Origin of the sequence: Natronomonas sp. (assembly GCF_046483325.1) — an archaeon.
GTDB lineage: Archaea > Halobacteriota > Halobacteria > Halobacteriales > Haloarculaceae > Natronomonas.
On record NZ_JAWODL010000010.1, the window covers coordinates 30,707 to 44,307 of the forward strand.

13 protein-coding genes and 1 tRNA gene are annotated in these 13,601 nt (G+C 64.3%); 3 read left to right on the forward strand and 11 right to left on the reverse strand.

Annotation, left to right across the window (positions count from 1 at the left end):
* Positions 1–135 precede the first annotated feature (135 nt).
* The 5 genes from R6U53_RS02085 to purH form a co-directional block, all read right to left on the reverse strand.
* Positions 136–208: transfer RNA gene (locus R6U53_RS02085), tRNA-Pro, on the reverse strand.
* Positions 209–276: 68 nt separating this feature from the next.
* Complete coding sequence (trmY, locus tag R6U53_RS02090; protein ID WP_410320715.1) at positions 277–870, reverse strand: tRNA (pseudouridine(54)-N(1))-methyltransferase TrmY; 594 nt, start codon at positions 868–870, stop codon at positions 277–279.
* Positions 871–911: 41 nt separating this feature from the next.
* Complete coding sequence (gene aglM / locus R6U53_RS02095) at positions 912–2,207, reverse strand: UDP-glucose 6-dehydrogenase AglM (protein WP_410320716.1); 1,296 nt, start codon at positions 2,205–2,207, stop codon at positions 912–914.
* A gap of 53 nt (positions 2,208–2,260) precedes the next feature.
* A complete protein-coding gene (locus R6U53_RS02100; protein ID WP_410320717.1) occupies positions 2,261–3,526 on the reverse strand; it encodes an initiation factor 2B in 1,266 nt (421 codons plus the stop codon).
* A gap of 3 nt (positions 3,527–3,529) precedes the next feature.
* A complete protein-coding gene (purH, locus tag R6U53_RS02105; RefSeq protein WP_410320718.1) occupies positions 3,530–5,101 on the reverse strand; it encodes a bifunctional phosphoribosylaminoimidazolecarboxamide formyltransferase/IMP cyclohydrolase in 1,572 nt (523 codons plus the stop codon).
* A 198-nt stretch (positions 5,102–5,299) separates the two neighbouring features.
* On the opposite strand from purH, the gene purB reads away from it, so the two are divergent.
* Positions 5,300–6,685, forward strand: a complete 1,386-nt coding sequence (purB, locus tag R6U53_RS02110) for an adenylosuccinate lyase (protein WP_410320719.1) — start codon at positions 5,300–5,302, stop codon at positions 6,683–6,685.
* A 12-nt stretch (positions 6,686–6,697) separates the two neighbouring features.
* Here the strand turns inward: purB and deoC are convergent, their stop codons facing one another.
* The 4 genes from deoC to R6U53_RS02130 form a co-directional block, all read right to left on the reverse strand.
* Positions 6,698–7,369, reverse strand: a complete 672-nt coding sequence (gene deoC, locus R6U53_RS02115) for a deoxyribose-phosphate aldolase (protein WP_410320720.1) — start codon at positions 7,367–7,369, stop codon at positions 6,698–6,700.
* A gap of 81 nt (positions 7,370–7,450) precedes the next feature.
* The gene (gene lysA, locus R6U53_RS02120; RefSeq protein WP_410320721.1) at positions 7,451–8,698 is read right to left on the reverse strand and encodes a diaminopimelate decarboxylase; all 1,248 of its coding nucleotides are present in this window, start codon (positions 8,696–8,698) and stop codon (positions 7,451–7,453) included.
* Between the two features lie 76 nt (positions 8,699–8,774).
* The gene (locus tag R6U53_RS02125; protein WP_410320722.1) at positions 8,775–9,497 is read right to left on the reverse strand and encodes a GNAT family N-acetyltransferase; all 723 of its coding nucleotides are present in this window, start codon (positions 9,495–9,497) and stop codon (positions 8,775–8,777) included.
* A gap of 132 nt (positions 9,498–9,629) precedes the next feature.
* Positions 9,630–10,253 (reverse strand): metal-dependent hydrolase, encoded by a 624-nt coding sequence (locus R6U53_RS02130; RefSeq protein ID WP_410320723.1) that lies wholly within the window; start codon positions 10,251–10,253, stop codon positions 9,630–9,632.
* 203 nt (positions 10,254–10,456) lie between these two features.
* On the opposite strand from R6U53_RS02130, the gene R6U53_RS02135 reads away from it, so the two are divergent.
* On the forward strand, positions 10,457–11,158 hold the full coding sequence (locus tag R6U53_RS02135; protein ID WP_410320724.1) for an HD domain-containing protein: 702 nt from the start codon (positions 10,457–10,459) through the stop codon (positions 11,156–11,158).
* Here the strand turns inward: R6U53_RS02135 and R6U53_RS02140 are convergent.
* Complete coding sequence (locus R6U53_RS02140; RefSeq protein WP_410320725.1) at positions 11,150–11,806, reverse strand: LysE family translocator; 657 nt, start codon at positions 11,804–11,806, stop codon at positions 11,150–11,152. The two genes, R6U53_RS02135 and R6U53_RS02140, sit on opposite strands and share 9 nt — an antisense overlap.
* A 117-nt stretch (positions 11,807–11,923) precedes the next feature.
* On the opposite strand from R6U53_RS02140, the gene R6U53_RS02145 reads away from it, so the two are divergent.
* Positions 11,924–12,355, forward strand: coding sequence for a hypothetical protein (locus tag R6U53_RS02145; protein WP_410320726.1), 432 nt, complete (start codon positions 11,924–11,926; stop codon positions 12,353–12,355).
* Between the two features lie 35 nt (positions 12,356–12,390).
* Here R6U53_RS02145 and R6U53_RS02150 read toward each other — a convergent pair whose 3' ends face one another.
* Positions 12,391–13,572 (reverse strand): redox-regulated ATPase YchF, encoded by a 1,182-nt coding sequence (locus R6U53_RS02150; RefSeq protein WP_410320727.1) that lies wholly within the window; start codon positions 13,570–13,572, stop codon positions 12,391–12,393.
* Positions 13,573–13,601 lie beyond the last annotated feature (29 nt).

A 13,601-nucleotide genomic window follows, 5' to 3' on the forward strand; every position in this document is an offset into this window, starting at 1 on the left:
TCCACCAGACTGCTGGACGACCGATGCGGGGCTCTCCGTGTCGTACCCGCTTTGCGTTTCGATGCCCTCTGCTCGCGAGAACTTCGGTTACGGCCTGATTAAGCCACCGCTACCGGAACGAGAGTGCGGGAAAAGTGGGCCGGCACGAATTTGAATCGTGGTTACGGCCACCCGAAGGCCGAAGGATACCAAGCTACCCCACCGGCCCGCACTCGAACAAAAGCCGTTGGATCTTTTAATCTTTCCGAATATCGGACACACGCGTGCGATCGGCTGTCAGTAGTCTCGATAGCCGTTCGTGTCGAGGTAGTTGTGCGCGACGGTGATCGTCTGGTCAGCGTGGAGAATCCGAGGGCCGATCGAAACCCGTTCGTCGGCTCGCTCTTCTAGCAGATTCGTCTCCTCGTCGGTGAAATCACGGTGATCGGAGAGAACGAACGCGGCGTTTTCGGGGGGTTCGAGATCGACGATCGGGCGTCCGTCGCTGTGGAGTTCGACGAGCGTCGAGGCACCGAGGTCGTCCAGAACCGCCTCGATATCTCCGCGTTTGATCGAGACGCCGGGCGACGGCGTCGCGGCCATCGCACCGATCGCCCCTTCGCGCGCGGCGAAGGCGTCGCGTATCCGCGCCGCGGTCGAACGTTCGTCGGGATTGATCCCTCGAAGCTCCGATCCCTCGAGTCGGACGACGTAGCCGTCGGCGACGAGGTAGACGCGGACGTCCTCGCGGATATCGTATGAGAGCAATAGCCCGCTCGTGACACAGCGTGCGAGGAGGTCGAGCCGGCCCGTTCCCGGAAGATCGTCGAGATTGAGATCGGCCGCTCCCGAGGCGGTGAGCTCGTGCGCGAGAACGACGAACTGGCGCATACCGATCGCTCGCTACCGACGCGTATAGTGCATCCGGTTTCTCACCACGTCAACCCTTCGTAGACGATCCCGTTTCTGCGCTCGACGATTCGGCGGCCGTCCACCACGACGGGGTTGGCCATCGCGTCGAACTCCTCGTCGAGATCAGCGAGCTCCGGCCAGTCCGTCACGACCGCGGCGCCGTGAGCGCCCTCGAGCGCCTCGGCGGCCGACTCGGCGTACTCGATCTTGGGGAACTCCTCGGCCATCGCCTCGGCGGCGAGCGGATCGTAGGCGACGACATCCGCGCCGCGGGCGAGCAGCCCTTCGACCACCGGCTTCGCGCGCGTTCCGCGGATGTCGTCGGTGCCCGGCTTGAACGCGAGGCCCAGCACGGCGATCCGCTTGCCGTCGACGTCGACGTGTCGATCGAGCAGTTCGAGCAGTCGCTCGGGCTGACGTTCGTTGAGTTCGATCGCCGCCTGGATCATCAGCGGTTCGTAGCCGGCGGCTTTCGCCCCGGCGACGAGCGCAGCGGTGTCCTTCGGGAAACAGCTACCGCCCCAGCCGACGCCCGAGCGGAGGAACTGCTCGCCGATCCGGTCGTCGAGACCGATCGCGTCTGCGACTTCGTAGGCGTCGACGTCGAACAACTTGCAGACGTTCCCGATATCGTTTATCAGACTGACCTTCGCCGCGAGGAAGGCGTTATTGGCGTATTTGATCATCGACGCTTCCCGACGGCCCGTCTCGACGACCGGAACCTCCCAGTCGCTCACGAGCGGCTGGTAGAGCTCCGCGAGGAGATCGAGCGCGCGCTCGTCGCCGTCGGTTCCAACGACGATCTTATCGGGCTCCATGAAGTCCTGTACCGCGCTTCCCTCCCGAAGAAATTCCGGGTTGACGGCGATACCGATCCCCTCGCCGTCGGTCTTTCCCGAAGCGGCTTCGATCCGGGGAACCAGTTCCTCGTCGATCACGTCCGGCAGGACCGTCGACTTGACGACGACGAGGTGGTAGCCGTCCTTATCGGCGATCGCCCGTCCGATGTCCTCGGCCGCCGAGAGCAGGATCGACGCGTCGATCGAGCCGTCTGGATCCGAGGGAGTGCCGACCGCGAGGAACGTCACGTCCGTTTCGCTCGCCGCGTCGTGCTCGGTCGTCGCTGTGAGGCGGTTCCCCGCGTACGCCGAGAGGAGCGGATCCAGTCCCGGTTCGTGAATCCTCGCGTCGCCCTCGTTGAGCCGATCGACGGTCTCCTCGTCGATGTCGATCGCCGTCACCTCGTGTCCCATGTCAGCGAGACAGGCAGACAGGGTCGTCCCGACGTAGCCGCTTCCCACGACGCTTACCTTCATGTCTCACCCTTCTCCGCGCGAGGATTTGAGCGTTGGGCTCTTTGCCGCTGGTTTCAGGGTCGATTCCACACCGCGTGTTCGGCGTGAGTGGCCGCCAACTCGGTCACGTCGCTCGGCTCGAAAAGACCGTCCTCGGTGACGAAGCCGGTGATCTCGGACGGTGGCGTCGCGTCGAACGTCGGATTTGCGACGTCGATCCGGTGCTCACCTCGGTATATCTCCTCAGCCGGGCCGCGTTCGAACGTCGGCGTCCGCGACGGACTGATCTTGTCGGTCGCCGTTACGGCGTACACCGGAACCTCCTCGCCCCCGGCGGCGATAGCCGCCCCTCTAGATCCGACTTTGTTGACGAGGGTGCCGTCACGAAGTACGGTATCCGCGCCAAACACCACGGCGTCGATCCGCTCCTCGGCGAGCACGTGTGCGATCGCCGCGTCGACGAACACCGTCACGTCGGTGCCCGAGTCGCTGACCCGTTCGGCGACCTCGATACCCTCGCGTGCGGGGCGGGACTCGGCGATCAGCACTCGTTCGGGACCACCTCTCAACGCAGGTAACACCGTCCCCGACCGAGACAACGTGAGAACGACCGCGTCGTCGACGATCGACGCCGCTTCCCTCGCGGCGCGTTCGTCCGCACGCAGTGCGCTCTCGAGTTCCTCGATCGCGCGCGATTCGACGGCGGCGGCGCGCCGATCGTCCGAAGCACGCCAGAGGACCCGGTTCACACGGTTCGCCACCGCCGCCATGCTCGGTCGTGCGGCCAGTACCTCCTCGGCGACCCCGGCGATCGCGGTCCACTCGTCGTCCGAGTGGACCTCGCCGCCGGCTATCGCTCCCGCGGCGTCGCGAACGACTTCCATGGCCCGAATCGAGATGTATCCGGAGCCGTGTTCGGTGTCCGTGCGCAGCGTCTCCGGCGTCGGCCGAACGCGGTCGTACGCCTCCCAGAGCCCGGGACGTGTCTCCCGACGGAGTATCTCGGTTGGCGGGATCCACTCGGCGTCGGTCGCGGCTCCGGGGATCTCGAACGCCCGCGATTGACACTCGAACAACACCGGGAGCGTGACCACGTCGTGGTTATCCGACGCGGGTATCGAATACGGTTCACCGACCTCGACCAGCGTCGCGTCGGATGGTATCTCCGGACGAGCCCGGAGTCGGTCCCGGATCGGCGTCGAGGTCCCGCTGATCGGAACCGTCACCGCGTCCCACGCGCCCTCGAACACCTCGATCGACCCGTGGTATCTGGTGAGGAGGACGGCCGCGTCGTGCCGGAAGAATATCGTCGCGAACGGTGCTCGGTCGGTCGAAGGCATAACTCAGTGTTTGAACGCCCGCTGGCCGGTAAACGCCATCGCGATGTCGTGTTCGTTCGCGGCCGCGATGACGTCTTCGTCGTTGACCGAACCGCCGGGTTGGACGACCGCCTCGACGCCCGCTTCGGCGGCGGCTTCGATGCCGTCTGGGAACGGGAAGAAGGCGTCCGACGCCATCACGGCGCCGTCGGCATCCTTCCCTTCGGCGTGTTCATCGGCCTTGAGCGCCGCCAGCCGCACGGCGTCGACGCGCGAGACCTGTCCCATCCCGACGCCGACCGTCTCGGTGCCCTTCGCGAAGAGGATCGCGTTGGATTTGACGTGTTTGATCGTCTGCCAGGCGAAACACATCGTTTCCAGTTGCTCGTCGGTCGGTTTCCGGTCGGTGACGACGTCGAGATCAGACGGTGATATCGCCTGGAGATCGCGCTCTTGGACGAGCCGGCCGCCGACGAGGTCGCTCTCGACGAGCGGTTCAGTTATTTCGTCGAGATCGCCGACGTCCAGCACCCGGAGGTTCTCCTTCTCGAAGAGGACGTCGAGGGCTGCCTCGGTGTAGCCGGGCGCGACGACGACCTCCTTGAACGAGTCGGTGATCGCCTCGGCGGTAACGGCGTCACACTCGCGGTTCAACGCGACGATGCCGCCGAAGGCGCTCATCGGGTCCGTCGCGAGGGCAGACTCGTAGGCGGAGGCGAGATCGTCCGCGGTCGCACAGCCCGCCGGGTTGGTGTGTTTGATCACCGCCGCCGCGGGCTCGTCGAACTCCTTGATGAGATTCAACGCGCCGTCCGCGTCGTTGTAGTTGTTGTACGACAGGGCCTTCGAGCCCTCGTTCAACTGGTCTGCGTGGACGACGCTCGCCTCCTCACAGGCCTCGTCGAGATACACCGCGGCGTCTTGATGTGGGTTCTCCCCGTATCGGAGCTCTCGTCCGCGATCGTCACAGGTGAGGCGGCGGGCGGGGAACTGACCGCCGTCGTCGCCGTCCACGGTGACGATCCCGTCGGAGATCGTCACGCGATCCTCGGCGAACCACTTTACTGCCCGTGGATAGGCGCTGAACTCCGCCTCGCGGAGGACCCGCCGTTTGAGATCGGCTGCCTCGTCTCCGTCGTACACCGGAACCGGCTCTTGGGTGACGATCGGACCGCCGTCGACCGTCTCGTCGACCACGTGGACGGTGCAGCCGGTGATAGAGACGCCTGCCTCCAGCACCTGCTCGTGGGCGTCCATTCCCGGGAACGAGGGCAGAAGCGACGGGTGGACGTTGAGCGTCCGCGGGGCTAATTCGAGGAACGTCTCCGTGAGAATCCGCATGTAGCCGTCGAGACAGACGAGGTCGACGTCGTATCCCTCGAGGCGTTCGACGATCCGCTGTTCGTGTTCCTCCCGTGATTCCTCGTTGCCGCGCGCGACGACTTCGGTCGGAATGCCGCGTTTCGTGGCCTCCCCGATGACGGGAGCACCCTCCTCGTTCGAGAGGACGACCGAGAACTCCGCTCCGCCCGGCGCGGTGTCGGCCATGTGAAGCAGGTTCTGACCGCGGTTCGAAGCCATACCGGCGAGTTTCATGTCTGAAGTCGACTCCGCCCAACGCAAAGTAGTTGCGGTTGCGCGCGATTGATAGTGCAGCCATGTGCATATTTCTTCGGCACAGGTGTTTTTGATGTCTTTATATATACACGATAATGCATTATCTGTGTCGAGATGAAAGCCGTCGCGGAACCGACGATCGACACCCTTTTTCAGCGGCTCTCCGGAGCCACACGTATGACAGATCGGGGGCCGTTATACGCCGTTTCGCCGCTGGACGGCCGATACGAACGCTATACGGAACCGCTCACAGAATACGCCAGCGAGGCCGCGCTCATGCGAGCGCGCGTCCACGTCGAAGTCGAGTATCTCGTCGCGTTGGCGGATCTCGACGCGACGCCGCTGGAAATCAACGAGGCGACGCGATCGTCGCTTCGGAAGCTCTACACCGCTTTCGACGCCGACGATGCCGACGCGATAAAGCGGCTCGAAACGGAGGGCTACGCCGGCTACGCCGCGACCAATCACGACGTGAAGGCGGTCGAGTATTTCATCCGACTGCACCTCCCCGACGAGGAGACGCAGGGCCCGTGGGTCCACTTCGGGCTGACGAGCGAGGACGTGAACAACCTCGCCCACCGGTTGTTGCTCAAGCCCGCAGTCGAGACGGCTCTCGTCCCGTCGATCCGCGACCTTCGGGACGACCTCGCGGCCGACGCACGGGCGTACCGCGACGTCCCGATGCTGGCTCGGACCCACGGCCAGCCGGCGACCCCGACGACGTACGGCAAGGAACTAGCCGTCTACGCTGCACGTCTCGGTCGCGCGCTCGGTCGACTCCGGGCCGCGACCGCCGATCTCTCCGGAAAGCTCGCGGGCGCGTCGGGGACCTACGCGGCCCACCGTGCCGCCTATCCCGACGTGGACTGGCGGGATTTCTCCCGGGCGTTCGTCGAATCCCTCGGGCTCGAACACACCCCACTCTCGACGCAGGTCAACCCCTGCGACGACCTCGCGGCGGTCTTCGACGCGCTTCGAGGCGTCAACAACGTCCTTCGCGACTTCGATCTCGACGTGTGGCTATACGTTTCCGATCGGTATCTCGGCCAGGAGGCGGTCGCGGGCGAGACCGGCTCCTCGACGATGCCCCACAAGGTGAACCCGATCGACTTCGAGAACAGCGAGGGGAACCTGACGAAAGCGAACTCGGATCTGACCTTCCTCGCCGACTACGTCACGACCTCGCGGCTCCAGCGGGATCTCTCGGATTCGACGGTCAAACGGAACGTCGGCGCGGCGCTCGCACACTGTCTCATCGGCTACCGGAAGGCCGCCACGGGCCTCTCGAAGGTGACGCCGAACGAGCAGATCATGCGCGAGCAACTGGAGGCCAACCCCGAGGTGATCGGCGAGGCCGTCCAGACGATCCTCCGACGGGAGGGCGACACCGACGCCTACGAGCGAATCAAGGCGCTCACCCGCGGCCAGCGAGCCACGCTCGAGGACTTCCGCGACCTGTTCGACGACCTCGAAGTAAATGAATCGGTTCGAAAAGAGCTGCACGCGCTGACGCCGGCGACGTACGTCGGCTTCGGCGACGAGCTGGTGGACGAACTCTCATAGCGCCCCGTTTCGCTACCGAGTCGATTCGTAGATCTCGACGCCGGAGGAAGCACCGATTCGAGTCGCCCCCGCCTCGACCATCTCCAACACTTCCTCGAAACTCGAGATCCCGCCCGAGGCTTTGATCTCGGTGTCCGAATCGAGCCCCCCGCGTATCGCCTCGATCTCGACGGGATCGGTCGGCCCGTCGTATCCGACCGCCGTTTTGACGAATTCCGCGCCACCCTCCTCGACGAGGGTGGCCGCGTGTCGGATCTCCTCGGGAGATAACGTCGGCGACTCGATGATGCACTTCAACGTTCGATCGTCGATCGCGTCTTTCACCGCCCGAACGTCCTCGACGACCGACTCGTCGTCGCCGTTCGCAAAGGCCGTTCGATTCATCACCATATCGAGTTCGTCGGCGTGTTCGAGCAGCGCGTCGGCCTCCGCTCGCTTCGCCGTGGAGTTCTGTATCCCGTACGGAAAACCGATGACTGCGACGACGTTCGCCCGATCTCCGAGTATCCCCTGTGCGAGTTCTACGTGATACGGCACGACGACCGCCGATCGGAACCCGTATTCGAGCACCTCTTCGCACAGCGTTCGAATTTCGGCTTCGGTCGCCGCCGGATCGACGTTCGTGTGTTCGATGATCGAGACGACCGATTCGGGATCGTCGCGAAGCGCGTCGAAAAGCGACATACTCCCCCTTTGTTCTGGAGCGTATTAATGGGTCCTCACCTCCGGTGTCGCTCGGTGAGCGATCCGAGGTCGGCTTTCGGATTAGGATCGATCACCGGGCGCTTCATCCTCGAGACGCGTCAGATCCTCGAACGTCTCCCGCCGTCGCGTCACGCGCTCGTCGTCGCCCTCGATGGCGACTTCGGCGGGCTTCGGCTGGGAGTGAAACTGGCTCGCGAGGTTGATTCCGTAGGCTCCGACGTTGCCGATCGCCAGCAGATCGTTCGCCTCGGGACGCGGTATCGGCCGATCGGTACAGAACACGTCGGCGCTGGTGCACAGCGGGCCGCCGACGCTGGATTCGACCGGTTCGCGGTCGCCGCCGGTCACGTTTCTGATGTGGTGATACGAGTCGAACATCGCCGGGCGGATCAGCGCCGTCAGTCCGGCGTCGACGCCGACGACGCGCGTCTCCGGTGTCTGCTTGGTAGTGTTGACGCGGGTGAGGAGCGCGCCGGCGTCGGCGACGAGGTAGCGCCCCGGTTCGAGCGCGATCGTCGCGTCCACGTCGGCGGTCACCTCCCGGATCATCTCCGCGGCCGCCCCGATATCTAGGGGGGGTTCATCGGGACGGTACGGAACGCCGAAGCCGCCGCCCAGATCGAGGAATTCGAGATCGCCGACGCGTCCGGCGAGATCGGCCACTTTTTGGAGCGCTCGCCGGTGATCGTCGAGGCCGTCGGAGAGCACGCCGCTGCCGACGTGAGCGTGCAGCCCGACGAAATCGAAGCGTTCACGCGCGTCTTCGACCAGGTCCGGGACTTCGTCGTACGGGACGCCGAACTTCGCGTCCTTGCCCGTGGCGACCTTCTCGTGGTGGCCGGTACCGATCCCCGGATTGACGCGGAGCGCGAGACGACCGTCGAAGCCACGTGTCTCGAGTCGATCGAGCGTCATCTCCGCGCCCGCCGTGATCGTCAGTTCGGGCGTCTCTTCCCAGAGGTCGACGGCGTAGTCGAGGTCGCCGTCGGGCGGGTTGACCGCGGTGTACTGGAGGTCCTCGGGAGCGACGCCGGCTTTCAGCGCCCGATAAAGCTCTCCCGCGGCGGCGCACTCGATGTCCGCTCCGGCGTCGTACAGCGTCCGGATGACCGCTCGTCCGGTGTTGGCCTTCACCGCGTACATGACGTGTGCGAACTCGAACGCCGCGTCGAACCGCGCGAAGTTCTCGCGGATCTGGTCGTGGTCGGTGACGTACAGCGGGGTATCGTGCGCCGCGGCGAGTCGTTCGAGGCGGTCGCCGTCCCAGTCGGCGAGTCGCTTGACCGCGGGACTATCGACAAGACTCATTGGGAATACTGGCGGGGCGGTCGCTAACAAGGGTTCCGCTTCGGGATCGCCGACCACTCATATCGCGTCGTCGAACTCACAGATACGCGGCGTCCCACCGGGTTGGCTTCAACTGGTTCCCACACTCGTCACAGGAGAGCCGACCCATGGTGTCCATCGCCGTGATGAGCGTCTCGCAGTTACCGCAGTAGTAGCTATAGCGGTTCTCGCGGTCCTCGTCGGTGTAGACCGCATAAAACGGTCCCTCGGATCCGCGTTCGGCGTCACCGCGGTCGATGTAGAGCTCCTGCCCGTCGACGACGATCGGCTTGAGTTCGGCCGTGTCCTCATCGACATAGACGTTCTCGATGAACGGCGTTCCATCGATCTCGACGGTTCCTTCGTCGACTTTTCGCAGACCGCGTTCCTCCCAAAAGCGGTTACCCTCGGAGTTCATCGCGAGAACGAGCCCGCGGATCGTCTCCGCGCCGTCGGTTTCGAGGCGTTCGCGCGTCGCCTCGTAGAGGGTCTGACCGATCCCCTCACCGCGGTGCATCGCGGCGACGTGGATCCAATGGATATCCCCCCGGCCGTCGACCAGTGCGCTCTCGGAGAACGCGACCGGCTCGCCGTCGCGTTCGACGACGAGCAGCATCACGTCGTCGTCCCACAAGAGGTCGTCGAAGCTTTCCTCGCCGTACCACTGTTGGATCGCGCTTTCGATGGTACTCGGACTCAGCGAGTACGACGCTTCCATCGACCGCAGGGCGATAGAGCGAACTGCCGGACCGTCTTCAGCCGTGGCTTCGCGAATCTCCATGACAGCAGTTTCCGCACGTGATATTATAAAACCAAATGTCGACGCGCAAATGTGGACGTTTGATCAATTCGGGCGGAAAACCGTGTGGATAGCTACCGGATAGCCGCGACGCTGCCGTGCAGGGCGGCTGTTTCAGGGCCTCAGTTCCGACGTATCGTCTCGATACCGGGCGGGGACGTACTGCGAAAGCGTGTCCGGGACCCGGCCGAACACGACCGGCGCCAGCGCCGCCAACCGTCGGCGGAGGAGCGCGTACACGACCCCGATACCGATCGCTCCCGCGACCAATGCGACGAACGGCCACTCGACGAGCACCACCAGCGGTGCGGCGACCAGAGTGGCTATCCCGAGATCCCCCTTCGACCCGTCGTATGCGACGAATCGGCGCGGCGGGAGCCACTTGCGGGCGACGTGGTCGTACACAGCGTGATCGGAGGTTCCTTCCCACGGGCGGAGTTCCAAGCCGCCACCGTAGATGTCCATCCGACAGTGGGCGGCCGCCCCGATGAGTACGAACGCGACCGCGATGGCGACGGTGGTCGGCCAAAGGAACGCTAAGAGGGCTGCTGGAACGGCAGCGATGGGATACAGCGTCGGGAAGTGAAGCGTTCGTCGGTGTCCCGCATACAGATCGAGATCGGGGAGTATCCCGCCGAGGAATCCGCCCAAGAGCGCCGCTGGAGCGAGATCAGGCGCCAACATCGCGATCGGGAGCGCAAGCGCCATCCCCACGAGCGCGTGCGTCGGAAGCATCATACGTTCACGCAAACGCGTTGAGTAAATATAAGCCCGCCGCCGCGTTGGCCGCGGCTCTCGGCTCCCTTCGAGCACAGATCGCGAATCAGCCTGCACATGTCCGTTTTGAACGCCGACGGTGTCGTAAACCTAAAGAGTCGAACTACCCTTCATACCGACAAGATGACTGATACGTTCGTTTTCCACACCGTGGAGGTGGGTACATGGGTGTCGAAATAGCGGAGTCGCCGGTCTCGGGGGAGGAGTACCAGGACATGAAGCGGTTCGTGTACGACTACCTCGCCGCCAGTATCGAGAGCGAAGAGGAGGGCGGCCGAATGCGGTGGTACCCGTGGCATTCGGCGGAGTACCGCTACAATCACATCCTCAACGTCACCGAGTTAGCGGCAGAAATCGCTGAGAAGGAAGGCGCGAACGTCGACGTCACCCGTGTCGCCGCCCTCTTTCACGATATCGCCAAACTGGAGGCCGATCAAGACGTCCACGCCGAGGCGGGTGCCCGCGTCGCCCGCAAGTATCTCCGATCTCGGACGGACTACCCCGAATCGTTCATCACGCAGGTGTGCAACGCCGTCGCCGAACACTCCTACGAGGGTGATCTGGCGAACGTCTCGCTGGAAACCCGGTGTCTCATGGAGGCGGACCTCCTGGACAAGGTCGGCGCGAACGGGACGACGCTCATGCTTCTGCGGATGGGGTACGAATCGCGAACCCACATGGACGCCAACGAGATGGTCGGCCGCGTCCTCGAACGCGGGGAGGACGCCATCTCTCGGGTCCGATCCGAGACCGCAGAAAGCATGGCCCACCAGCGGATCAAACGCGTCCGATGGTTCAAAGAGTGGCTCGAGGACGAGATCGCCGGGATGGAACCGGCCGAGCCCGCTGATTTTGATCTAAAATAAGAGCACGTTCGCAACGAAGTAGACGCCGAAGCCGCCGAGGACGACTGCGCTTCCGTAGGCGACGATCGGCGCGAGCGCTTCGGTCTTCGATTTCGCCGCCGTCAGCGCCGCCGGAAAGCCCACGATCCATCCGGCGACGCCACAGAACAGGCCGACGACCAGCGCCGCGCTTCCGGTCTCGACGACGACGATACCGGACAGCGAGTCACTCGCATACGAGAGGACGTCGACTCTTCCGGGCGTCAACAGTCCGACGCCGGCCGTGAGCCAAAAGAGAATCTGGTAGGGGTTGCTCAATGACAACACGAACGCCTTCCAGAAGCCGCGACTCCGGGTGGGCTCTGCGCTTTGGAACTGCTCTCTCGCCGCCCGCGCCGCCCCGTAGGCGAAGTACAACATCAACCCTCCACCGACGAGGAACATTCCCGCTTGGAGCGTCGGGAACTCCCGGACGAACGTGACGACGCCGGCCAGCGCCAAGAGGAAGAACAACACGTCGGCGCTCAGCGCTCCGAGTCCGGTTTTGAACCCGGCTTTCCACCCACGAAGGACCGATTCTTCGGCGATGATCGCGTTCATAGGACCCGGTGGTGCGGCGAGAGCGAGTCCGAAGAGCGCGCCAACGACGAGCGTTTCGAGAACGGCCATCGACGCGGCTTTTCAGCCAGATGTACAAAAGCATGCCGCCACATCGCTCGGACCGCCGCCCGTGATCGACCGCACCGGTGCAAACGATTAACTCCCTGCCCCTCCCCGTCCAAAGCGATGAACGACGGCTCGATTCGCTGGCGGGGGATTACGACCGGGATCGGACTCTGGATCCTCCTGTACCTCGGGCTCTCGATCACGCTCTTTGTGCTCTTTTCACTCACGCGCTCGTCCCCCGAAACCGGACCGTCTCTCGCTGCTATCGCGTTCACGCTCGGCCTCGTCGTCGTCGCACTCGCCTTCCTCGCGGTCGTTATCGACAGGTTACTTTTTACGCGCAAGCCGACGGATCTCCTATTGCGACAGTCGGTGTGGGTTATCGTGCTTGCCGTCTCGACTGTCGTCTCGACCGCGGCGATCCTCCTCACCGTGGCCGTCACACCGGGAAACGCCGCGCTGTTCGGCATAACGATCGCGCTCCCGACGACGATGGCGCTCTTCGTCGCGGTCAACTTCGCCCGCTACCGTTCGCTGGAGCACCGACCGTAGTCACTGTACTCCCGAGAGTCGGACGCCCTCCTCGATCAACTCGCCGTCGAGACGATCTTGATAACGTCGCCCTCCTCGAGTTCGTGATCCTCCCCGATTCGGCGATTCTCCCGCCCGTCGACCGCATGGAGATACCCCTCACCGATATCCGAGTGAACGGCGAAGGCGAGATCCCTCGGCGTCGCCCCGGTCGGCAGCAAGAACGCGTCCGGCAGAACGTTTCCCTGTCCGTCCGTCCACCGGGTCTCGTTTTCGACGGGATACACCGTGATCCGACCGAGGAGGTCGTAGACCGCGTCGTCCAGCGCGGTCTGTACGCCCGTGCCACCCCGCTCGGCCATGACCGTCCGAATGCGTTCGAGGCCGTCACGCTGTGTCCCGGATAGCTCGCCCGCAACGGTGAACATCTGATCGCCGGGATCGTACTCGACCACGCCCGCTTCGACCGCGCCGCGCAACGCGAGTTCGCCCTCGGCCGTACACGGGATGACACGTTCGGCCGCCGTCCGGAGTCGCTCGACGTTTTCGGCGGGTGCGATATCGGCTTTGTTGGCGACGACGACGATCGGCTTCGTTTGGACGCGGACGAGGCGCGCCAGCTCCTCGCGGTCGTCGCCGTCCCAGGCCATCGGATCGTCGTCGTACTCGAACTCTCTGAGAATGGTGGCCACGTCGTGCTCGCTGGCCCCGACTCCGGTGAGCATCTCCGTGAGCGACGCCTCGATGTCGAAGTCGGGCGAACGGGACTGTCGTTCGATCGTCTCCCAGTTTCGATCGACGATTCCGGCGAGCCACAGGTCCATCTCCCGCTCGATGAACTGCACGTCGTCGACGGGGTCGTAGGAACCGACCTCGACCGGCTCGCCCTCCTCGTTCGTGCCGCCCGAGGCGTCTACGACGTTGAGGATAACGTCGGCGTTCGTCAACGCGTCGAGAAACTGGTTACCGAGGCCCTTCCCCTCGTGAGCACCCGGGACCAATCCGGCCACGTCGAGCAGTTCGATCGGTACGTAGCGTTTGCCGCCGTGACAGTTCTCGTCGTCGCAGCGTTCCTCGAGATCGAGACAGGGACACCGGGTCCGGACGTGGCTGACGCCGCGGTTCGGATCGATCGTGGTGAAGGGATAGTTGCCGATATCGACGTCCGCCCGCGTGGCGGCCTTATAGAACGTCGATTTGCCGGCATTGGGCTTGCCGGCGAGAGCGACCGAAAGCATACCTCGGCTACCCGAGCCACTCGTATATG

Coding starts and splice junctions, on each gene's coding strand:
- trmY (WP_410320715.1), bottom strand. CDS start 870: ATGCGCCAGTTCGTCGTTCTCGCGCACGAGCTCACCGCCTCGGGAGCG.
- aglM (WP_410320716.1), bottom strand. CDS start 2,207: ATGAAGGTAAGCGTCGTGGGAAGCGGCTACGTCGGGACGACCCTGTCT.
- R6U53_RS02100 (WP_410320717.1), bottom strand. CDS start 3,526: ATGCCTTCGACCGACCGAGCACCGTTCGCGACGATATTCTTCCGGCAC.
- purH (WP_410320718.1), bottom strand. CDS start 5,101: ATGAAACTCGCCGGTATGGCTTCGAACCGCGGTCAGAACCTGCTTCAC.
- purB (WP_410320719.1), top strand. CDS start 5,300: ATGACAGATCGGGGGCCGTTATACGCCGTTTCGCCGCTGGACGGCCGA.
- deoC (WP_410320720.1), bottom strand. CDS start 7,369: ATGTCGCTTTTCGACGCGCTTCGCGACGATCCCGAATCGGTCGTCTCG.
- lysA (WP_410320721.1), bottom strand. CDS start 8,698: ATGAGTCTTGTCGATAGTCCCGCGGTCAAGCGACTCGCCGACTGGGAC.
- R6U53_RS02125 (WP_410320722.1), bottom strand. CDS start 9,497: ATGGAGATTCGCGAAGCCACGGCTGAAGACGGTCCGGCAGTTCGCTCT.
- R6U53_RS02130 (WP_410320723.1), bottom strand. CDS start 10,253: ATGATGCTTCCGACGCACGCGCTCGTGGGGATGGCGCTTGCGCTCCCG.
- R6U53_RS02135 (WP_410320724.1), top strand. CDS start 10,457: ATGGGTGTCGAAATAGCGGAGTCGCCGGTCTCGGGGGAGGAGTACCAG.
- R6U53_RS02140 (WP_410320725.1), bottom strand. CDS start 11,806: ATGGCCGTTCTCGAAACGCTCGTCGTTGGCGCGCTCTTCGGACTCGCT.
- R6U53_RS02145 (WP_410320726.1), top strand. CDS start 11,924: ATGAACGACGGCTCGATTCGCTGGCGGGGGATTACGACCGGGATCGGA.
- R6U53_RS02150 (WP_410320727.1), bottom strand. CDS start 13,572: ATGCTTTCGGTCGCTCTCGCCGGCAAGCCCAATGCCGGCAAATCGACG.